The sequence below is a fragment of the Snodgrassella sp. M0351 genome (assembly GCF_016100575.1).
GTDB classification, from domain to species: Bacteria; Pseudomonadota; Gammaproteobacteria; order Burkholderiales; family Neisseriaceae; genus Snodgrassella; species Snodgrassella alvi.
Window position 1 is genome coordinate 19,747 of record NZ_JACFSG010000001.1, and the last position, 22,912, is coordinate 42,658.

The 22,912-nt window shown below is 45.8% G+C and carries 14 protein-coding genes; 6 read left to right on the forward strand and 8 right to left on the reverse strand.

The genetic code is table 11. From position 1 onward, the window contains the following. The first annotated feature begins 145 nt into the window (after positions 1–145). From H3V01_RS00100 to H3V01_RS00110, 3 genes are all read left to right on the forward strand, one after another. The gene (locus tag H3V01_RS00100) at positions 146–1,321 is read left to right on the forward strand and encodes a phosphoglycerate kinase (protein WP_198185546.1); all 1,176 of its coding nucleotides are present in this window, start codon (positions 146–148) and stop codon (positions 1,319–1,321) included. Positions 1,322–1,763: 442 nt separating this feature from the next. Next, positions 1,764–4,172 (forward strand): membrane-bound PQQ-dependent dehydrogenase, glucose/quinate/shikimate family, encoded by a 2,409-nt coding sequence (locus tag H3V01_RS00105; RefSeq protein WP_198185548.1) that lies wholly within the window; start codon positions 1,764–1,766, stop codon positions 4,170–4,172. Positions 4,173–4,341: 169 nt separating this feature from the next. Further along, positions 4,342–4,863, forward strand: a complete 522-nt coding sequence (locus tag H3V01_RS00110; protein WP_198185550.1) for a Spy/CpxP family protein refolding chaperone — start codon at positions 4,342–4,344, stop codon at positions 4,861–4,863. A gap of 81 nt (positions 4,864–4,944) precedes the next feature. Here the strand turns inward: H3V01_RS00110 and H3V01_RS00115 are convergent, their stop codons facing one another. From H3V01_RS00115 to recC, 6 genes are all read right to left on the reverse strand, one after another. Further along, positions 4,945–7,026, reverse strand: a complete 2,082-nt coding sequence (locus H3V01_RS00115; RefSeq protein ID WP_198185553.1) for a TonB-dependent receptor domain-containing protein — start codon at positions 7,024–7,026, stop codon at positions 4,945–4,947. A 106-nt stretch (positions 7,027–7,132) separates the two neighbouring features. Further along, positions 7,133–8,449: a DUF445 domain-containing protein gene (locus H3V01_RS00120; RefSeq protein ID WP_198185555.1), complete on the reverse strand. Its 1,317-nt coding sequence runs from the start codon at positions 8,447–8,449 to the stop codon at positions 7,133–7,135. A 296-nt stretch (positions 8,450–8,745) separates the two neighbouring features. Then, positions 8,746–9,381, reverse strand: a complete 636-nt coding sequence (locus H3V01_RS00125; RefSeq protein ID WP_198185557.1) for a hypothetical protein — start codon at positions 9,379–9,381, stop codon at positions 8,746–8,748. Positions 9,382–9,861: 480 nt separating this feature from the next. After that, a complete protein-coding gene (locus H3V01_RS00130) occupies positions 9,862–10,263 on the reverse strand; it encodes a hypothetical protein (protein WP_025329987.1) in 402 nt (133 codons plus the stop codon). A 54-nt stretch (positions 10,264–10,317) separates the two neighbouring features. After that, complete coding sequence (recB, locus tag H3V01_RS00135) at positions 10,318–13,944, reverse strand: exodeoxyribonuclease V subunit beta (protein WP_198185559.1); 3,627 nt, start codon at positions 13,942–13,944, stop codon at positions 10,318–10,320. Continuing rightward, positions 13,944–17,168, reverse strand: a complete 3,225-nt coding sequence (recC, locus tag H3V01_RS00140) for an exodeoxyribonuclease V subunit gamma (RefSeq protein WP_198185561.1) — start codon at positions 17,166–17,168, stop codon at positions 13,944–13,946. The genes recB and recC overlap by 1 nt, the downstream gene beginning before the upstream one ends. Positions 17,169–17,418: 250 nt before the next feature. On the opposite strand from recC, the gene H3V01_RS00145 reads away from it, so the two are divergent. Then, positions 17,419–17,790, forward strand: a complete 372-nt coding sequence (locus tag H3V01_RS00145) for a hypothetical protein (RefSeq protein ID WP_025329990.1) — start codon at positions 17,419–17,421, stop codon at positions 17,788–17,790. A 77-nt stretch (positions 17,791–17,867) separates the two neighbouring features. Here H3V01_RS00145 and dsbD read toward each other — a convergent pair whose 3' ends face one another. Then, positions 17,868–19,727: a protein-disulfide reductase DsbD gene (dsbD, locus tag H3V01_RS00150; protein ID WP_232332564.1), complete on the reverse strand. Its 1,860-nt coding sequence runs from the start codon at positions 19,725–19,727 to the stop codon at positions 17,868–17,870. Positions 19,728–19,877: 150 nt separating this feature from the next. Then, a complete protein-coding gene (gene folE2, locus H3V01_RS00155; RefSeq protein ID WP_198185563.1) occupies positions 19,878–20,651 on the reverse strand; it encodes a GTP cyclohydrolase FolE2 in 774 nt (257 codons plus the stop codon). A 256-nt stretch (positions 20,652–20,907) separates the two neighbouring features. On the opposite strand from folE2, the gene H3V01_RS00160 reads away from it, so the two are divergent. Together H3V01_RS00160 and H3V01_RS00165 are read left to right on the forward strand one after the other, a co-directional pair. Further along, on the forward strand, positions 20,908–22,065 hold the full coding sequence (locus tag H3V01_RS00160; protein WP_198185565.1) for a trans-sulfuration enzyme family protein: 1,158 nt from the start codon (positions 20,908–20,910) through the stop codon (positions 22,063–22,065). Positions 22,066–22,085: 20 nt separating this feature from the next. Beyond that, the gene (locus H3V01_RS00165; RefSeq protein ID WP_025329994.1) at positions 22,086–22,868 is read left to right on the forward strand and encodes a J domain-containing protein; all 783 of its coding nucleotides are present in this window, start codon (positions 22,086–22,088) and stop codon (positions 22,866–22,868) included. Positions 22,869–22,912: the final 44 nt, after the last annotated feature.

The window sequence follows — 22,912 nt, forward strand, 5'->3', positions numbered from 1 at the left end:
AATTATAAGATAATTCAAAGTTTTTCAAGCTTTTTGTGATTTATAACTATTTTATCTGTTTGTGATGCGCTGATGTTGTCATTCTTTGGGAGGTACGGAGTGATATAACAAATTTATCAGCGTTTTTTATTGCGGGAACTCAACCATGTTGTTTAAAAAGTTAGCTGATCAGGATGTGTCTGGCAAGACCGTTGTGATTCGGGTAGACATGAATGTGCCTATTAAAGATGGTGTTATTGTTGATGATACGCGTATTCGTGCTTCTTTAGCTTCGATTCGTTTTTGTTTGCAGCAGGGTGCAGCAGTTGTGGTGCTGACACATCTGGGACGACCGAAAGCCGGCGCTCCAAAACCGGAAGACAGTGTTGCTCCGGTGGCGAAGCGATTAGGAGAATTATTAGGTCAGAATGTCAGTGTGGCAGAAGACTGGCGTGAACACAAACCACAGTTGCAGGCCGGACATGTAATCATGCTGCCTAATGTTCGTCTGAATATCGGCGAAAAGGAAAATGACCAAGCTCTGGCTGCAGCTTATGCTGCGCTTGGTGATGTCTATGTTAATGATGCTTTTGGTACTGCACATCGTGCAGAAGCATCTACAGCCGCAGTGGCAGAATTTGCACCGCTGGCCTGTGCCGGTATGCTGCTGACAGCTGAACTGGAAGCGTTAACTCATGCAGTACAGAATCCGCAGGCTCCGGTAGTGGCTATTGTGGGCGGAAGTAAAGTATCAACTAAACTGACGATTCTGGAAAGTCTGGCCGATAAGGTGGATCATTTAATTGTAGGTGGCGGAATTGCCAATACATTTCTACTGGCAAAGGGACTGCCTGTAGGGCAATCGCTGGCTGAAGCTGATCTGGTTGATAGTGCACGGCAGATTATGGCTAAGATAGCTGCTAAGGGCGGTGATATTCCTTTGCCTGTTGATGTGGTGGTAGCCAAACGTTTTGCTGCTGATGCAGCTGCTGAAATTAAAAACGTAGCCGATGTGGCCGAAGACGATATGATTCTGGATATTGGTCCGCAATCAGCACAGAGACTGGCTGAGATGATGAAAGAGGCAAAAACGATTGTCTGGAATGGTCCTGTAGGTGTATTCGAATTTGCTGCATTTGCTCATGGTACTAAGGTGCTGGCAAAGGCAATTGCTGATAGTGATGCTTATTCAATTGCCGGTGGCGGTGATACGCTGGCTGCAATTGCTCAGTTTGGTATTACTGATGATATCAGTTATATCAGTACCGGTGGCGGGGCATTTCTGGAGTTTCTTGAAGGTAAGACTTTACCGGCCGTTGCCGCGCTGACTGCACAAGCCTGATTGCTAATTTTATTTATCGGCATCGTTACGGGTGCTTTTTTAGGCGAAATTGCTTAATACCGCAATTTCGCTTTTTTCATGTCTGTTGTTTTTATAATGATTCAATGCATAAGAAGTTAACTTCTTTCCGGCAGAAACATATTTTGTTGTATGTGAATAAAACTCGGATTGTACTGAGATAAGTACATTATTCGAGTATCCCTCCTGTATTAAAAAACTGAGTGTTAATTTTTTGACAATGGCTTATTTAAAGGTTAATAATTTAGTTACTTTGTAAATTTTAATTTATTTATGTTTATTTAAAGTATCTTTTTGTATTTATTAATTTATAAATAACTAATTTTAAATAATTTAAAAATATTGCTGCCTGATAAGTAAAGTTTTATGTACTTTGCATGTTGGTTAGTAATATTTATTCACACATTCAGGTTAGGAGTAGTTGATGTCTGGTTCTTCAGGAAGTTGCTGGCGTAATCTGCCACGCTGGCTGCTTGTATTGATATTGCTGGCTGGCGGTCTGGCGCTAGGCTATGGCGGAATTAAGCTATTGATACTGGGCGGTTCCGGCTATTATTTACTGGCTGGTATTGCTTATCTGGTACTTGCGATAATGGTTGGTTTGCGTAAGTCTTATACTGCCTTGTTTTCGCTGGCAGTGTTTGTGGCAACGCTAATCTGGGCATTAACAGATGCAACGGAGTTAACTTATTGGGCTCTGATGCCGCGTCTGGTTATACCTGCACTGTTTCTTATGATGACTTTGTGGTCAGGCAGTGGCTATCAGGGTGTTTCAGCTTCCGGCCGCCGTTTTTATAATTTTAGCGGTGTTGTTATATTTCTGACTTTACTGGCCACGCTGATTGCGTCGTTTTATCCGCATGGTCAGATTCGTAATCAGGTTAATATCAGTGAGAATGCTGATGCGGCACATGAAAATGCTCAAAATCCGTCTGACTGGGCATTTTTTGGCAGAAATCAGCGCGGTACCCGCTTTGCGCCGTATACCCAGATAAATCCGGATAATGTGCGTAATCTGCAGGTAGCATGGACATTTCATACTGGTCGCCGTACTTCCGGTAAAGCAATCGGTGTAGACGAAAATACACCATTGCAGATTGGTGACAAGCTGTATTCATGCACACCGGAAAATTTGGTATCTGCAATTGATGCGGATACTGGTAAGCTAATCTGGCGCTTTGATCCTAAAGCACGTACTGCGGAGCATGTAACCTGCCGCGGGGTAGGCTATTATGATATGGATAAGGATGATAGCCTAACCAATGCTGAAAAAGCCGCTTATACTCAGTCTGTATGCCGGCGCAGAATTGTTGTATCTACAGTGGATGCACGTCTGTTTACTCTGGATGCAGATAAAGGGACGTTATGTCCGGGTTTTGGTGACAATGGTTATGTGAATCTCAAGGCTTATATGGGGCCGACTGAAAACAGTAAGCGCTATCATCCGACTTCTCTGCCGGTAATGATGGGACATTTAACTGTTGTAGGCGGCTGGGTTCGCGATATTGTTCACGGTGAACCATCTGGTGCGGTACGGGCATTTGATGTACGTGACGGTAAGCTGGTGTGGACATGGGATATTGGTAAACCTGAAGGTCTGGCTAAGCCCGGTCAGAATTACACACTTGAAACACCTAATGTCTGGACTATTCCTACTTATGATAAAGAACTGAATCTGGTTTATTTACCAACCGGCAATGGACCGCCGGATTACTGGGGTGGTGACCGCAATCATATTAAGGAAAAATTCGGGGCAGCAGTGGTTGCTCTGGATGCCAGCACCGGTAAATTACGCTGGGTACGTCAGCTGGTTCACCATGATGTATGGGATTATGATTTGCCTTCTCAACCTGTACTGTATGATGTTACCAATGATAAAGGCCAGAAAATTCCTGCTCTGATTCAAACTACTAAAACCGGGCAGATTTTTGTAATTGACCGGCGAAACGGTGAATTTGTCACTAAAGTTGTGGAAAGCCCTGTACCTACAGCTCCGGCAGCCGAAGGTGAACATTTGTCTGCTACGCAGCCTGATTCTGTAGGTATGCCCAATATTGGTAATGAGCCTCTGACTGAACGCAGTATGTGGGGTATCACACCGTTTGACCAGTTATATTGCCGTATTCTGTTTAAGAATTCTGTATACAAAGGCCGGTTTACGCCACCGAGTGCACAGCCGTATATTGAATGGCCAAGTCTGCTTGGCGGCATGAACTGGGGTGGTATCTCAATTGATGAATCACGGAATCTGATGTTTGTGAACGATATGCGCATGGCACTGCGTATGCAGTTGGTTACCCGTGAGGAGGCAAAACAGTTCAAGGTTTCTACTGATGAAGTACCGGGATTTATGGGTACGATTCGGCCGCAGGTTGCCGGTATTTATGGCGGTGTGAAAATCGACATTCTGCAATCTCCGCTGGGTGTACCATGTCAGCAGCCGCCATTTGGTACGCTGAGTGCCATTGATTTGAACACCAAGCAGCTAGTATGGCAGGTGCCAATGGGCACAGTTCAGGATACCGGACCTCTGAATATTAAGACAAAACAGCCAATGCCGATTGGTATGCCTACGCTGGGTGGTCCGACAGCCACTGCCTCCGGTCTGGTATTTTTTGCAGGTACGCAGGATTATTATCTGCGTGCAATAGATGCCAAAACTGGTAAGGAAGTTTGGAAAGCACGCCTGCCAGTGGGTTCGGTTGCTGCTCCGCTGATTTATGTCTCTCCGAAAACCGGTAAGGAGTATGTGGTTATTTCAGCCGGTGGTACCAGCCATTCAAATGATGTTGGTGACTATGTAATTGCTTATGCGTTGCCGGATAAAAAGTAAATCTGACCAGCACTAAAAAACAGCACCTGGGACGGGTGCTGTTTTTTAAAGAATTAATAAAATTGTTTACTAATTAATTTCAATTATATTCATGATTTTACATACTACTATGAAATACTGTTTGTTAAATATGAATGTATTCTTAACTCAAATAACAAGGAGTTGTGTTATGAAAACTTTTATCCGTGTAGTAACGCTTGCTGCTTTGTCTTCAATGAGTATGGGTGCTTTTGCTGCTGCCGGAACAGAACAGCCGCCGACAGCAGTAGTCACTGAAACTGAAACAGTGGTTGTGCATGAGCAGAAACCGGTTTTGGGTCCGGTAAATCCACATTCAATTTTGCCTCAGTTGAATTTAAGTAATCAGCAAAGGGCACTGGTACAGAAAATTGATCATCAGTATGCCAGCCAGCGTCCGCTTATGAGCAATGAAAATCGTCAGATTCTGGTTAATTTGCAACAGGAGCGTAAAAATCTAGTATTAAATAAGCAATTTGATGATGTTAAAGCTAAAAATATGATTGCACAGGAACAGCGTCTTTGGGCTGAACAGCAACAGGCACGTGCTGATTATGATTTTTTACAGTTAAAACGCGAACATGATATCTATCAGATTCTGACTCCGAAACAGCAACAGCAATATTGGCGTTTGCGTCAGCAACAGAAGTTGCTGCACTCCAAAGCGCGATAATTTATTGTTACTGTAGTTCGGTTTTGTGATTTAAAACCCCGCATTGCGGGGTTTTTATTTTTCTTTGGTAAGAAATATTTATCAGAATTTAATCTGTGCTCGTGCCCACAGTGTGCGTCCTGGCTCGTTAACTCGGTATTGTTGTACGGAATAGGTATCAAAATCATAAGCAGATTTATTTACTGCTTCGGCATAGGTTTTGTTAAAGACATTGTCGATTCCGATTTGTACCAGCATATTTTTACCGGGTTTCCAGCCGGCATTTAATGCCAGTGTTCCAAAGCCGCTGCTCCGACCTAAGTCCATGCCGACAATGTTGCCCTGATTTTTGGCATAGCGGTGCTGACTGGTCGCAACACGCCACAAGGCACCGGCGCTGAAATGCTCGTTTTCCCAGTTGAGGTAAGTACGCCATTCCAGTGGCGGGGTTTGTGCCAGTGGTCGTTTATCACTGCGGTTACTGGCATAGGTATAGGCGAGGCTGCCGCCAAGATTCCAGTGTGGTGCGAACTGCCAGTTGGTTCTGGCTTCGAAGCCATAGCGGCGCGCATCTATCTGACGGGCTGAATTTTTGCTGTTAATGCTTTCAATCAGAATAAAATCATTGATTTGTCCTGCAAAAATATCAATTGAGCTGCTGATGCTGTTACCCTGATAGCTTAAACCGGCATCGATTTCATGGTTGGTTTCCTTACGCAATTTTTCGCCGTTGGCTTTACTGCGTTCCCAGTAATCAGGAGCACGCTCGGCAATACCATAGCCGAGATAGCTGGTTAGTTTATTGTTGCGGTGTTCCAGACGGATAAAGCCGGCATTCAGTCCCTGATGCTGGTGCAAATACTTTGAGGCAATGGCATTTTTCTGCGGATTAAATAGGGTACTGGTCCAGTCATGACGAAAACCGCCAAAGAGACTGTTATTATCATTTATATTCCATTCACTCTGAATATAGGCACCGTGACGTTTATAAGTCTGGTTCCAGATAAAGGGCAGTTTGTAATAATTTTCTGCCTGCTGTTTATTGGTACTCATTACCATAGGTCGGGTGCTGACTTCATCATTCTGCCAGTCTGCACCGATTTCACTGTGTGTATTTCCCAGCTCTATCTGTGCTGACAATTTAGCTGATTTTATTTCACGCGAAGGATTCATTACTGAATACATGCGGCGTACCGGCATGGTGGTATGCATACCATTCATATTGGGCATATCCGATGCCATTTTGCTCATACCGGAAACCATTTTCATCGGTGCAGGAGTACGCAGACTGAAATTATCCATCACATGGTCGATTTTACTGCGGCCATATTCAAACTGTAGCTGACTCAGCCAGTTGGTGATATTTTGCTGGCGCAATTTCATTGACCAGCCATGGCGGTCGAACTGGGTACCATCCATACTGCGGTCGGCATAGCGGGCATGGCCGGTGCTGTGTTCATATTGTACAGCCAGCAGGGTGTCAGTAAATGGGGTAAGAGCTGCCTGAGCCATCTGATTATTGCGTTTGAATGCAGAATGAATGGTGTCTCCATTACCGTCTTTGTAATCTTTAGACTCATTGTGACTGGCATTGAGCCGAAGCCAGCCGTACTGATTACCCAGTGTACCGTCGATATAAGCATCACTGCGCCCGAATGATCCTTTTGTAAAGGCACTGTCTAATTTGGCAGTGGGCTGAGATAGTGGTTTTTCATCACGGATAAAACGTACAGAACCGCTAATCATTCCCGGCCCCTGATTAACCGCTTGTGGTCCCTTGGTAATAATGACTCTGTCGTAGCTGGCCGGAAACAGATAGGAGGTGGGCGGGTCCATACGTCCGGGACAGCCGCCCAGTACAAACTGGTCGTCAGCACTGATCAGCAGGCGCGAACCGCCCAGACCGCGTAGCAGGGGATCACCGGAGCTACCGCCTTTACGCGTGACACTCATTCCTGCAACTGATTTAAGTAAATCAGCACCGTCCTGTGCGGGTAAAGGCTGAAGGGCTGTTTTGGGGTTGATTACTTCAACTCCCGAGGTACTTTGTTTGGAAGCGACCACCACTACCGGACTTAATTCTGCTGTATGCGCTTCTGTATTTTCTGGTTGTGGCTGGGCACGAATTGTAGAAATAAGACAGGACAGGGCTAAGAAGAAAAGAGATTTGTCACGATAATGCATGGGAGTGCCTGAATGGCTGAAATAATGTAATTTATTATATCTTAAAAAATATAAATGAATCTTTGAATAAATTTAATTTTTTAACTCAATGTAATTTTATGTATGTTCAGGCGGCTATCCATTGAGATGCAATATAAATAAGCAGACCGATGCAACCGCCAACAAGCGTGCCATTGATACGAATGAACTGTAAATCACGCCCGACACTCAATTCGAGTTTATCAACCATTTGTTTACTGTCCCAGCTTTTGACTTTATCGGCAATGAACTGACTGACGCGATTTTTATACTGGCGAGTGATGAGTTTTGCACACAATGTAATTCGGGTATCCAGACGCTGCATAAATCGCGGGTTTTGCATGGCTTGCTGCTGTATATGGGTAGATAACCGGCCGAGCTGTTGCTGCCACCATGAATTACTCTGGCTGGTGTCGTGTTCACTCCATGCCACAAAACTATCCCATAAATCCATTATGCTTTGTTGCAATGCTGTAGAGCGCAGCAGTTGCTGCCGTCCGGCCGCAAGCCGTCTGTGCCAGCTCCGGCTGCGACGTAATTTGCGTTCGGTAACGAGAAGCTGTTTCCGGCAGGCGCGCCAGAAAGAATGCTTCGGGTTCGCCAATACCGCATCTATATAGGAGTCTGCCCAATCGAGTGCTTTGCCGGCGACCCAGTCATCAATACGTGCAGTCAGTGTCGTTTTCAGCGAAGCCTTAAATTTATCCCAAGTACTGGGATCGCTTTTTTCAATTTTACTTACCCAAGATAACAGACTTTTTTCAAGTTGTGCCCGTGTCTGTTCGTTTTGCAGCCATTGGCGTATTTGTTGCAGTAAAGATCGTATCAGCAGTGTATCAATACCTTGTTTATGGATTAAATGAAGAAAGTTAGCCAGTGTTTTGCCCAGACGTGCACCGCTGTACTGGGTGTTTAGCAGCTGACTGCAAAATCCGGCTACTTCACGGGCACTGGCGGTATTTAACAGCAGCGGAATCTGGCTGGTCAGAGCAGGCAGCCATTTTTGCTGATTTTGCGGAGCACATAGCCATTGCAGGGTTCTGCTGGCCGGATGCATACGGTAGATGCGTCCAGCAATTGCTTTATCCTGCAAAAAATTATTTTCAATAAAACGTCCGAATTCATTGGCGATTCTTTCCTGTTTCTGAGGCAGAATTGCGGTATGAGGAATAGGCAGACCAAGGGGATGGCGAAACAGGGCAGTAACTGCGAACCAGTCTGCCAGTGCACCTACCATAGCGGCTTCGGTAAATGCTTTAAGATAGACCAGAGCCGGATATTGTTTTTGCAGCAGGCAGCTTAAAACAAATAAAACACAGGCAATAATCAGCATACTGGTAGCCAGTAATCGCATGCGTTGCAGACGCCGGCGCTGTATCAGGCTGGTAATGGTGGCTGTGTTCATAATATCGGTGTGTTTCAGATATCCGGATAAAATTTTTCAGTATATAAGCTTACTGGTTAATTGGTCTTATTGCCGGTGTGATTTCCTGAATTTACTCAACTGAATGAAAGTATCAATCTTAATAAGGGAGAAATAACCGGCAGTTAAAAGTTGGTTATCGTTAGCTGGATTTGATTTTATAATAAATTTTTTACCCGGACCCTATATTGAATAATACATATTATTTAATATTACATGAATATTTTATTAATATGACATTATGCTTTTTGGCTGATAAAAATAACACTGGAAACTGATTATTCGGGTAATGCTTTTTTGAATGCTTTTACCGGCAGAATAATGAGTACAGCAATATAATTTAAAATAATATAGAGCGAATAGTTGATCAGCCATACTATTCCGAATTGTTCTCCGGCTGTTGTACCAGATAATTCGCCTGTTAGCGGATATAAAATAGTGAGTGCCAGTAAATAATAGACCGAGCTGTAAGTTAAATAATTGAATAAATCAGACCATGTAACTTGATTTTTTCGGGTAACACTATCTTTGATAGCGAGAGCAAAGGCCAGTAATATATCAATCCAGTAAAGTATAAAGCACAGAAACATTACTACAGAGAGGATATCATGTATGTCACCTTCAAAATAAGGAGTCATTAATCCTTTACCAATTATGCTGTTACTGCAAGTCAGCACAAATAGATAAACTGCCGCGAAAATGAGCAATTTTTTAATACTGAATTTACCCGTGCCGGCTTTTTGATCAGTGTTAGCTTTTTTGATGGTTAATGAATTATCGGAAGCAGAAGCTGTTTTACAACGTTTAAGTGATAAAACCTGACAGATAAGTTTAAATATCAAAATAATAAAAGCACCAATGCTATTAACAAAGGCATAAGTAAAAACAGGATAGCTATTAAAAATAAAGAACATGGGATGTGCGTTTTTCCCTAAGGAAAAGGATAAGGCAAAAATCAGAAAATTACTGATTGAATAACACAATAGTGTAACGGTTGATGGTGTCTTATTCGGACTATTTATATCATTGAAGTATGAAGAAAATATCTGTGTTATTGTTAGCCCGAATACCCATATTAGTAAAAGACCGCAGACATATAAGCAGCCATAAATTAATAGTGATTCAATAAAAGCTATTATGCCATTATTAAAATCGGGGTACCACAAAGGTGGCGGCAGAAGCTTCCAGAAAAGATGAAAAATAGTTAAACAAATTAATGAAAGTTTCAGGGAGTTTTTTGTATTAAAAAATTCAATAAATTGATTTTTTTTATTCAATTTGTTCAGCTCCTGGCGATAACCTTATTTAATTACCTGTAATTTCATCAATCCGGAGTTTTGTATTAATTGTATTTTTAACAATATGTATCAGACTATCTCAGGTAAATTGCAACCTCAAGCCGTTACTTGTGGTTTACGGCGTTTATGTTGCCACCACTTGAATCCGTAACCGGCAATGACCGGAATCAGCGCATAAATAATCAGAGCTGTCCAGCTGCCGTACCAGTGTACCAGTGTGGAGGTACTGTTATCATTGTTAAGAATAATCTCGGTAGATGAGTAACAAATAGCGCGCCACCAGCACATAACCAGAAGCCCCAGAAAAACCGGCCAGATTTTGCATGTACGCCCGCGCTGCCATAACAGGAAAAATACCAGTGCCCATATCAATGTCAGGGTAGTAACTAATAAACCCGTATCAGTTGGCAGATGCAGATAGCGACAGATAATAAAGGTGATAACGACCCATATGCCGGCAAGTATGGCCATGATAAATTCTTCGGGCTTGTTGAGCATGTTGTTGCTTCCTTAGCGAAAAATACAGCTGGAATGGTTAATATACCGCAGCTGCTATACTTTGTCATGTTCTACCAGCCATGGTCTGAGACTGGCTGTGTCTATATCCCATTTCCATATGCCATTCTGGTTGTGCGGATTAAGTCCGCGCAGGAAGAGATAACGTACGCTGATACTGGGCGGCAGCTGCCGGCGACTGTGCAGAAATCGTGCACAGGCAATGCTGTAAACGAGTGCCTGAAGGTAGTAATGATGTCTGGCAATAGCCTCGTCCATGTTTTCCTGAGTATAGTCTGACAGACGATTTCCCAAATGGTTGGATTTGTAATCAATAACATATACCTGACCATGCCGGTCTTCGCCTAGAAGATCGATAGCCCCGTTGATAAATCCGTTTACCGTAGAAAAATCCAGCTCCTGTGCTGCCTGAACACAGCATTGCGGTAATCCGGATGTGTGGGTAAACCACTGTTGTAAATCTGCGATACTGAAATCGGCAACCCGCAGCATGAAATTCATTTCAGCCACTCGTTGTGCTTTAGGTATGTTTGCAATAATGGTTTGTGGTGACAGCTGGCATTGGCGTACGGTATCAGTAAGCGTCTGCATGGTGGTGCTGTGCCGGCTGTCGAAACCATAACGCGCCAGACAGTCGAGAATATGCTCCTGTTCCGTTGCAGTAGCCGGCAGGCTGAATTCGGTCTGTTCCAGTATGGCATGCAGACAAAGTCCGGCGTTGATACCGCGCTCGAATGCGAGCACAGGTGTTTCCGCTTCTGTATCGGGGCTCAGTGGCTGAGTCTGTACTTCAGCCTGATCCAGCGCAGGTGCTATTTTTTCTTCTTCCGGAGCAGATTCGCGGTGACTGTAATCATGCCGGCTCAGACTGGTGAAGCTGGTATAGCGTATGGATTGAAAAGTCCGTACTGTCGGTGTTAGCGCACGATAAGGTTGTTCGGGTTTTTTACTGATATCAATACAGGCAGGGGCTACATTGCCTTCACACCATTGAAACAGCTCAGGGTTGCCGGCAGCCAGACATTGATGCCATGCAGCACGTAAAGTACTGGGCAGATTGGGCTTATGTGTTTCCTGCCAGAATTGGCGGGATTCTTTCAGGGTATTGTCCGGCTGACCGTCCAGTAGCCATGCCATGGGGTTACTGGCGGTATTGTTGCAGGCGGCAGTGTACAGTATCAGTTGTTCGCGTGCCCGGGTAAAGGCTACATAATACAGACGCAAACGTTCGGCCATACTTTCGCATTCCAGCTCATCCCGGTCGCTGTCACTGAGCAAACTATTGGCAATCAATTCCACTTTATCCTGCTGATGCAGACGTTGCCAGTGTTCCTGATTATTAATGGTCTCTTTACCATCCCATGCAAACGGACAGAATACCACCGGATATTCCAGCCCTTTGGAAGCATGCATGGTCACAATTTTAACCAGTGCTTCATCACTTTCCAGTCGCAGCAAACTACTTTCACCTGCTGACCGTTCGTTGCTGATGGCACTGGTCAGCCAGTTCAGCAGGGCGTTGGCCGTCGGCAGAGTTTGTTCAGCAGCAGCCAGTAATTCGGCCAGTTGCCACAGATTGGTCAGGCTGCGCTCATTGCGCTGCGTAAGTAGTCTGATTTCCATGCCGGTCTGGCCGGCAAACCACTGTATGGCAGGATAAATACCATACTGCTGCCATTGTTCGCGGGTTTGCAGTGCCAGCTGTATCCATTCGCTCAGTGTATTTTCATTCCGGTTCAGTTCTGCCAGCTGTGCTGCTGTCCAGCCGAACAGTACACCGCCAAGGATAAAGCGTAATGTTTCGGTGCGCTGCGGTTGCAGCCAGAAACGTAACAGAGCCTCGACAGCTTGTGCCTCAGTGCTGGAAAAAACTGAATGGTTTCCAAGAGAGACGCTCATGATGCCGCAGCGTTTCAATGCGCCGGCAATCATGCGGCCTTCATTATGTGAATGCACCAATACGGCAATATCGCCAGCCTGTAACGGACGGTTACTCAGTAGCAGTTCTCCGCGCATACCCTGATTAATCATGCCGGCAATTTCATAGGCACAATATTCGGCCGCACGTGTCCGCAAACTGTCTTTATTCGGGATAATTTCCGCTCCCTTATCGCTGACATCTATTTTTTCATGCAGCCAGCGCACCACTACCGCCGGTATAACAGTATTGCCGTGACTGTAATGCAGACGGTTATTTTCTGCCTGTGCCTGTACCTGCGGATAGCTGATACCCTCAAGAATAAAAGGCAGCTTTTTGCCGCTGAATAGGTGGCCAATGGCCTGTACCAGTGCCTGATGGCTGCGGTAATTGGTGGTCAGGGTATAGCGTTGCTGTGGCGGGGTATCGGCAGCGGCGCGCAGATAGGCGTGAATATCAGCACCACGGAAACGGTAAATAGCCTGTTTCGGGTCACCCACCATAATAAGCGGGCGGTTTTGTTCGGCAAACGCAGTTTTGAAAATTCGATACTGCAACGGATCAGTATCCTGACATTCATCTACCAGTGCAATCTGCCATGTTTGCGCCAGTGCTGCGGCCAGTGTTTCAGACATGGGATTATCCGCAGACAGTGCCAGACCCAGATCTGCCAGTAAATCGTCAAAGCTGCGCTGATGGCTGTTGCGCCGGTGCTGATTCAGACACTGGCGCACGTAGTTAAAACAGTCCAGTTGTAATTGCAGTGATATGCTGTCTTCAGCAGTCAGCATGGCAGTAACAGCTTCTGCCAGTTCGACCAGTGGGGCAATGTTAGCTATCAGCTCATTATTGAGCGTTTGATTTTTTTTGGTGTTTTCCTGTAACTGAGATGAGGCCAGTTTGGCACATTTTTCCAGTACAGAAGAAGAAAAAGAATGGCAGTTTACTTCGCTTTCCATTACCTGCTGCAGGTCGGTGAAAAGCTGCTGATAACTTTTCTGGCGGTAAATATTGCCATTTAGTTGCTGATGTAACTGCCAGAATGAATCCTGAATAAGGCTGAAATGTGTACATACGCTCTGCCATGCCTGTTGCCAGCAGTTATTTATGCCGGCTATATCCGCAACCGGCGGCTGGCGTACCTGTAAGTCTACCATGCCGCAGTGCCGTCCCATTTCCTGCATAAGCCGGGCAGGGGTAAGTTTGTAAGCGACGGCCAGCGTGGCCATGCTGCTGTTATTGCTTACCTGCTGCCGCCAGAAGTCTTCGGCAAACCGGCACAGCATTTCCGGATCAGTTTCAATAGTTTCCGTATCAAATGGTGTCTGGCATAAAAAGGCATAATCAGTGAGTACGCGCTGGCAGAATCCGTGAATGGTGTAAACGGCTGCACGGTCAAACTGGGTAATGGCTGCCTGCAGACGGAGAATAAGGCTGGCATCATCATCCTGACTGCGGGCACAGTCAATCAGCTGTTGCAGTACCGGGTCATTCTGTTCCGCAGGCAGATTATTTTGTAACAGAGCCAGAGCCTGATTAAGGCGGGTACGCAGACGGGTTTTCAGCTCCGCTGTAGCTGCTTTGGTAAAAGTGACCACCAGAATAGCGTCAACCGGCATACGTTCCAGTAACACCAGCCGTGCAAACAGGGCGGCAATGTTAAAGGTTTTCCCGGTACCGGCAGAAGCTTCAATCAGGCTGCTGCCGTTTAAGGGCATGGTAATCGGATTTAATGCTTGGCTCATTATAATTTATCAGCGGTTTCCAGCACTGCTGTCATGGGCAGCAGTAATTCTTCAATCAGTTGCCAGAACAGAGGGGTGTCAATCGGCAGTTCTTCATCGCGGCCAAATACCTGAGCTACTTCGGGATAGTCGGCCTGCGGTTTTCCGTTATGGCTGTCTGCATAGACTTTAAACGCGGTGCTGCGTTCTTCGGCACCATATTCGGGCGTACGGTTTTTCTTTTGCAGGTTACGATACCATTTAAGGGCTGTGGTAAGGCTGGTTTTCGGAAAAAAGGGCAGTGGCCGGCTTTGACCCAGCCGGTAATACTCAAGCCATAAAGCCAGTTGCGCTTGTGCATCAATCCGGCTCATTGCTGCCAGCATGCGCGGTTTGGCCGGATAAAGCTCATATGTGTCCTGTGCACCTTCGCTTTCAGTAGCGCAGAGGAGTAAATGGCGCAGATATAACTCAATATTATCCGGTGCTGTCGGGGCGTGATTCCGTTCAATCAGTTGCCCGCACTGATGTAAACGGCTGATGTTGCCACTTAGCTGTAACTGTTCGTGTTCAAAAATAAAGGCAATATCGGCGACAGCGGGACTGAACAGTATGCTGCTGTCCAGAGCCAGTGTCTGATTGCGTAAAACCTGGCTGACAATCACACCCAGCTCGCCTTCAGGCACCAGTCCGCTTACTGCCAGTGCTGCATCTACCTCAGCAAAATCCAGATGCTGCCGGCGTGCACGGGTATAGGCAGTATAAATCGATGCACTGTTTTCAATTGCAAACGGTTCTGCTGCACTGACTGGTGTTTCCTGATAGGGTGCCTGCCATTGTAACTGCTGCTGAAGCCAGTGACGTACCGGATTACGCCAGAACCGGATAAAGGATTCAATATCAACTTCCTGATTCTGTTTTTCCGGTTCAGTTATTTTTGCATAAAATGGCTCAGGCTTAACTATATTCTGATTCAGGGCCGTGGCGTAATCACTGCGGCAGCTGACTAAATCGCCGTTAAAATAGCGATAGGAAAAGGGTTGTAACGGGTGTCTGATGATATGCTGCTGATTAAATACCAGCGGATTACAGCCGGTCATGGCGGCCAGAACATCGGTCAGCTCATAAAGCAGAGCAGAGGGGGCCAGTTCTTCGTTTTTGCGAATATCTTTACCGATATACGACAAATACAGTTTTTCGCGCGCACTTAAAATAGATTCAAGAAACAGATAGCGGTCATCGTTGCGACGGGCACGATCGCCGCGGCGCGGATACTGTGCAATCAGGTCGAAAGCAGCAGATTTGGTAGTACGGGGAAATTCGCCGTCATTCAGACCGAGCAGACAGATACAGCGAAAGGGCAGGCTGCGCATCGGTACCATACTGCAAAAGGTAATCCCGCCGCGCAGAAATCCGGCCTGACGGGTAGTGGATAAATAATTCTGCAAATGCTCGATTGCAATGGCCGGTTCAATAGTCAGATTAAATTGTGCCAGTGCTGCCTGCGCTTGCCATTCAGCCAGACTGGTTTCCAGTTGCTGCATGGCATGTCCGGACAGAGAATCGGTATCGGCTAAATCCCGCAGAAGTTGTCGTGTACGCGCAATCCATTCGGGAATGGTAGCTGCTTTTTGCCAGCAGCTATGATGTTTAATCAGACAGTCTATTAACTGTTGTGCGCGTGCCAGAATTTCAGTCTGGCCGATATCACCGAACCACGGAAGCTGTTGCTGCCACAGTGCCGTATATTTATTTTCCGGCAGCAGCCAGCCGAGTACTGTACGTTCACGCGCCTGCTGCCAGGTAAAGTGCTTACCCTGTCCGCCATATTCATGACGCATATCTGCATCCACGCCCCAGCGTACTCCCTGTTCGCTCCAGACACGGTGAATCAGTTCTGCATCGCTGTCGTTTAAATCAAAACGTGCGCGCAGAGCAGATTCATCCAGCAAAGGCAGCACAGTTTCAATATCAAACCGGCTCTGCATCAGTTGCAGCAGTTTTTCGAATAATTGCAGTAGTGGTTCATGCAGGCTGATTTTAACGTCAGCAATATTGTAAGGCAGAGCAGGCGTGTCGCCCTGCGTTTGTCCGAATACTGCGTGGATAAAAGGCAGATAAGGCCCAATATGTGGTGTAAGTACCGCAATATCCTGCGGTTGCCAGTGCGGATGTGCGGCCAGGTCCTGAATCAGCTGCTCTTTGAGAATTTGCAGCTCGCGCAGGCAGGAATGCGCCGCCACAATCTGAATGGAATTATCATATTCCTGCAGCCGGTAGGGTGGTTCAGACTGTTTCGGATGTTGCAGGCATTGGATATCGTTTTGCAGCCGGTGTAACAGAGTATCTGCCACTTCATCACACTGAGCATAGACAGAAGGCATATACACTACTTCACCCAGATCATTGAGCGCATCAAAAAAATCCCGCCCCTGTTTGCCCAGACTGGCCAGTAAAGGATGACCAACCACACTCAGGTCAGTTTCCTGACTATTGAGCAGCATATCTGCTGAGAGAACATTGCCCCAGTACTCAGCACACGGGTTTACTGCAAATATATGCACATCAGTATATTGTGCTATTACCTGTAATGCATGCAGATAAACCGGTGCCAGTGTGGCAATACCGAATACGAATATCCGCTCAGGTAAATGTTCAGAATCAAGTTTGCTCAGAAATTCCTGCATTAAGCCGGCACGGTGTGGTAAATCTGATTCATTGTTCAGCCAGCGCCATAGCTCTGCCTGCCATTGCTCATCTTCACCCAGATTCGCAGATTTGTTTTCCTGCCAATTATTTATCCAATCATTGCGATAGATTAAATATTGGTCAAACATATCAGCAAGTTTTCCGGCCAGATGGTAAGGTGCCTGAGTACTGCTATCAAGATAAGAATGTAGTGCGGTAGCAGTTTGGCATAACTGGGGTTGTCTGAACGCCGGGCTATGAAACAATCCCAGTAAACGCCAGCGCAATACTTCTGACTGAAACGGGTTAAGCGCTGGTGTTTGCGGTAATACCTGATGAGTTAATTGCCAGATGTAGCTGGCCGGCAGACTGAAATGCAGATTAGCGGCAATACCGTGCTCCTGAGCCAGATAGTGATTCAGATAGCGGCGCATACCCTGACTCTGTACCACGATTTCTGTTGCAGCCCATGCTGACTGTGGTGAGGTATGCTGATATACGCTGGCAAACAAAGCAGCTAAATCAGATAGTTGATTGGATTGATAAACATACAGCATAACAGCATCCGGCACCAGTTAAGACTGTTATTATAGCTGTACCAAAGTAACTTGAGCGGTTATCCGGATACAAATTTGCTTCTGTGCCGATTTTATTGCTATGACATAAATGCATGTTTACAGATATCAAATTAAAAAATTTCTTTATAAGAATAGTTAATACTGGTCAAAAGCTGGAAAAAATTGGAAAATAGGTAATTAAATACTCTGCCATAATTAAAATACTGGCAATATAAAGAAGGATATCACAGTGAGATTTGATGGCGTCATTGATGAGTTAGCGGCAACTAAAGGTGTCATGGCGTGTGCTGTCGTGGATTATGAAAGCGGAATGTTTATAGACGGGGTTAGTCCGTCAGGCATGGATCTTGACATTCTGTCCGCCGGCAATACCGAAATTGTGCGTTCAGAAATAAAGGCTATTGAGCGCCTTTATGGTCAGGACAACAATGAAGATGCTATAGACGATATTCTTATCAGCCTGCATAAACAATATTATTTATTGCGGCCGATGAAGAATGTTCAAGGTGTGTTTATGTTTATGGTACTCGACCGCAAAACAGCCAATCTGGCACTGGCACGGCGCGCTTTAAAAGTGGCTGATCGTCATTATCAGGATTGAAACACACTCAAACAGAAAAAGTATGCACTGTTAACTCTCTGTGCAATAGCCTCTTTGCAAGCAAAGAGGCTGTTAATTTATTGTGCTTTCTGTACTTGTTTGTCATACCAGCTTAACAATTCTGAGGCCGGTACATAGCCAATCAGTGGCTGGCTGCGATAGCCGTTTCTGTGTACAACAAATAATCCCGGAGGTCCGTATAAACCATAACGTTGCATCATTCTGCGCTGTGCCGGCGTATTATTGGTTACATCAATCTGTAAAAAACGCTTTTCTTCAATTACCCGTCTGACTGAAGCTTTACTTAAAGTAAATGCAGTCATTTCCTTGCAGGATATACACCAGTCTGCATAAAAATCTACCAGTACCGGCTTATTCGGATCTTCATCAAACAACTCTTGCATAGCCTGACGCAATTGTTCCGGCTTATCAAAATAACGACCGAAATGCTGACCGTTTGGCGGAGTTAAAGTAAGAAAACGATGTAAAGGCGTCACACAGTTCATTATGCTGGCAGAAACAAAACCAATGCCACAAGCCAGAAACAGTATACCGGTAATCGCATTAAACCAGCGCTGGCGTGCTGATGAATGATACCACTGCCAGCCTAAATAGATTGCGGGTATCAGCATCAGTAAAGTATAAATAGTGACTACCAGATAGTAATTCAGAAACGGAGTGGCAATATAGGTAGCGGCACCCAGCAGCATCAGACCGAACAGATATTTGACACCAATCATCCACTTACCGGCACGGGGCAGAATATGCACACCGAATACAGAAATCAGAATCAGCGGGATGCCGGTACCCAGTGCCATAACATACAGAGCCATGCCGCCCAGAGCAGCATCCCCGCTCTGAGCAATATAACCCAGTGCAAAAGCCAGAGGTGGTGCGACACAGGGGCCGACAATCAGCGCTGACAATGCCCCCATTATCAGCACAGAGAGCAAATGTCCGCCATGAAAGCGACCGCTGACCCGCTGAAAAAACGTCTGCCAGCGTGCCGGCAACTGAATACTGTATAAATCAAACATTGATAAAGCCAGTATTACCAGTATGGCTGCGGCAGCCAGCACTACCGCAGGCTGTTGCAGCCATCCGGTCAGAAACGCACCGGTACGGGCAGTAACAATACCAACAATAGTGTAGGTAAAAGCAAGCCCCTGTACATAAACAAATGACAGGATAAATGCCCGCAATTTAGTGGTTTTCCGGCGGGTACCCATGACGATGGCTGATACTATCGGCAGCAGCGGATACATGCATGCTGTCAGACTCAATCCCATCCCAGCAATAAAAAAAGTCATTAAATTGGTAATCAGTGTTGCGCGGGAAAGCTGAAACAGACTGTCTCCGCCTGAGCTGCCTGACCACTCCGGTGGCGGAGCCTTAACCGGAGGGTCAGTAAAAGTATCCGGCGGGACTGGCTGAATATGTGTTGATTGTGGCGTAATACGATATTTGCCGGTACGGCTGATGGTAAATGTATTTTCTACCGGCGGATAACAGATTCCTGCATCTGCACAGCCCTGATAAGATAAAGTTAACTGATACGGAACAGTCTGTGCATCTGCCTTATAGTGCCAGACTGCATCTGCATGATTGTAGTAAACCTGCTGGGTACCAAAAAACTCATCGTGCTTTTGCTGTCCCTGCCGGATAAATTGTCCTTCACCAAATATATCCGCCGGTTCAGTAGTAATCTGAATTTTATTCCGGTACAGGTAATAGCCGTCGGCGATAACAAAATGTACACGAATATCCTGATTATGAACGATCAGTTCCGGTACAAAAGCCTGTTCCGGAGGTAATAAATTTTTATTGTCCGCAGCCAGTACCGCACTATTCAGCCCCGGCAGCAATACCAGGAGCATAAACAGCAGTTTTAACAGGGAAGCCATACAGACACGAGAACGGGTAGGATTGTGATACATAAAAAATGGTCACAGTAACCAGTGTAATTTCAACCTGAACAATCAACAAAGAAAATGACTACCGGCAGAACCGAAGGGTAGTCATTATCTCCCCTTAAGTGCTTTCTGATTTCGTTTATCCAGATAAAGCTAAGTCTGCAAACAATCAGTTTACGGGTATTGTATCAGTGCATAGGCAGAATGGTTATGAATAGATTCAAAATTTTCACTTTCTACTGTAAAAGACTGAATACGTGTATCAGTTTTTAGCGCGGTAGCAACATCACGAACCATATCTTCAACAAATTTGGGGTTATCATAAGCATATTCAGTGACATACTTTTCATCCGGCCGTTTCAGCAAACCGTATAACTGACATGAACCCTGTTGTTCTACCAGATCAATAATTTCTTCAATAGCAATTGATTCAGTGCATACCAGCGTAACAGTGACATGTGAACGCTGATTATGCGCTCCGTAAGCAGAAATTTCCTTACTGCACGGACACAGGCTGGTAACCGGAATAATAACCTGTAATGTTTGCTGATAAATACCAGCCTGAATTTCGCCACTGAGTACCACTTCATAATCCAGCAGGCTGGAAATACCGCTTACCGGAGCCTGCTTTTGCCGGAAAAAAGGAAAGCGCATACTGATTTTACCTGCTGTTGCCTGAAGTTTTTCTAACATGGCGGTAGTCAGCTGCCGCAGTACAGCAAAATCAATACTGTCATGCTGTGTCTGCATTAACTCAATAAAGCGTGACATATGTGTGCCTTTCTGTTCGGCCGGCAGTGACACAGTCATGGTTAAATCAGCAACAGTATGTTGTTTACCTGCAGCACAAATAATACTCAGCGGCAGGCGTAAGCCTTTCACGCCAACCTGATTGATTGGCATATTGCGTTTATCAACACTGCTTTGCACGTCGGCAATAGTGTCCATTCTGATAATTTTCCTTGCAAAACAAATCTGAATCCAGCCGGCGCAGTATAGTTAAACCACAGAAACCGCCGGCATATAAGGCGTAAAATTATACTGTATGCCTTAATTCCGAGCAAATCAGTCGGGATTAGTGTAAAAGAAACAGCATGCTGCCTGATAACCAGAGTGCGTGCTAAACTAGCAGCCTCAGTACTAATGCCGTTACCCGTATAAACAGCTGTCTGAACAGCAAAACCAGTAATCAAACGGAGAAAATATGAAATTTGCCACACAGACCATCCATTCCAGTTATCAGCCGGAAGAGCATAACCGTGCCCTAATGCCGCCTATTTATCAGAACAGCATGTTCGCCATGAATGAAATCGGCGAAAATATTCCGTTCCGTTATGCGCGTATTTCCAATCCGACACGGCAAGTACTTGAAGACACAGTCGCCGAGCTGGAAAATGGCTGTGCCGGTTTTGCCTATGGCAGTGGTATGGCCGGAATCGATGCTGTGTGGCGTACATTTCTGCGGCCGGGTGATACCATTGTTGCGGTAGCCGATATTTATGGCGGAGCTTATGATTTATTAACCGAAGTATATGCCCAGTGGGGTGTAAATGTTATTTTTGCCGATCTTACCAATCCGGATAATCTGGACCGGATACTGGCACAGACCAAAGTAAAAATGGTATGGCTGGAAACCCCGAGTAATCCGCTGCTGCGTCTGGTAGACATCGCCGAACTGTCTGCTAAAGCCAAAGCTGCCGGTGCCATTGTCGGTATGGATAATACTTTTGCGACACCCTATGTACAGAATCCGCTGAATCTGGGTGTGGATATCGTCTTTCATTCCGCAACCAAATACCTGTGCGGACATTCAGATGTGCTGATGGGTATTGTTGTGGTAAAAGATCCAGCACATGAAAAATTATTACGTGCCTTAAGTATTAATACCGGCGGCGTGGCCGGCCCGATGGACTGTGCACTGGTATTACGCGGTATCAAAACACTGGTTGTGCGTATGGACCGGCATTTATCCAATGCGGCTGAGCTGGCCAGACGCTTGCAGCAGCACCCTGCGGTAGAAAAAGTATTTTATCCGGGTCTGGCGGAGCATGAGCACCATGATATCGCCTGTAAACAGATGCAGCATGGATTTGGCGGAGTGGTCTCCATATATTTACGTCAGAACAGTCGCGAAGCAGCCAATAGTGTGATAAAAAATCTGCGCATGATTCGGATGGCGGCCAGCCTTGGCGGCGTCGAAAGCCTGATTAATCACAGTGCCAGCCAGTCGCATAGCGGCATGAGTAAAGAAGTTAAAGAATCTCTGGGCATCCGTGAAGGCCTGTTGCGCATTTCAGCCGGTATCGAAGATATTGAAGATATCTGGGATGATATCAATCATGCACTCAATACCTTGATTTAACCTGTGTAAGTGAAAAATCCGTGCACAATTATTATGAAGTATTAAATGTTGCTCAAGGGGCATCCGACGAAGTTATTCGTGCGGCCTATCGGGCTTTGTCACAAAAATACCATCCTGACCGCAATCCGCATAATCCGCAGGCGCATCAGCGTATGGCTGAGATTAATAAAGCATATGCAGTATTGTCTGATCCGGAGCAGCGCCATCATCATGATGTGTGGATTGCGCGGCAAAGCCTGCAGGCAAGGTTGTCACCGGCATTGCTGGCGCGCCGGCAGACACCATTTGCGCCTCCGGTTTTATTGCCTAACCATCAGGATAAAGTTGTCGACCTGCACGAACGCGGTCATGGCTGGTTATGGATTGTGGGGATTGCCGTACTGATTGCTATGGGCGGAGTGTGGTGGAGGCTGGCATATCCGCCGGCTGATAACGTTAATGAGCAGAGTAGCATGCCCGTTACCGCGGCACCCAATGGACAGCTTTTTCCGCTTAAAGCTGCTTATGTATCCGGTTATCCGGTTTTGCGTGAGCGCGGCAATAACAATATTGTCGTACATGCCACCTCCTTGCAATCGCCGGTATTTGCCCAATTATACGAATTGCACGCCGGTAAATTTACTGCTATACGCACCTTTTATATTCCGGCGGGCGAAACCTTTACCCTGCATAAAATCGGTGATGGCAGTTTCAGCCTGCAATACCAGCGTATTAATGATGGAAAATGGGCAGTAAGTGATGGTATTGAAATCAGTCATACCGAAGCCAGCCGAAAATATCAGGATATCGATATCAGACTGTAATCATACTGTCACCGCTCAGGCGGTGGTACACACACAGGAATAAC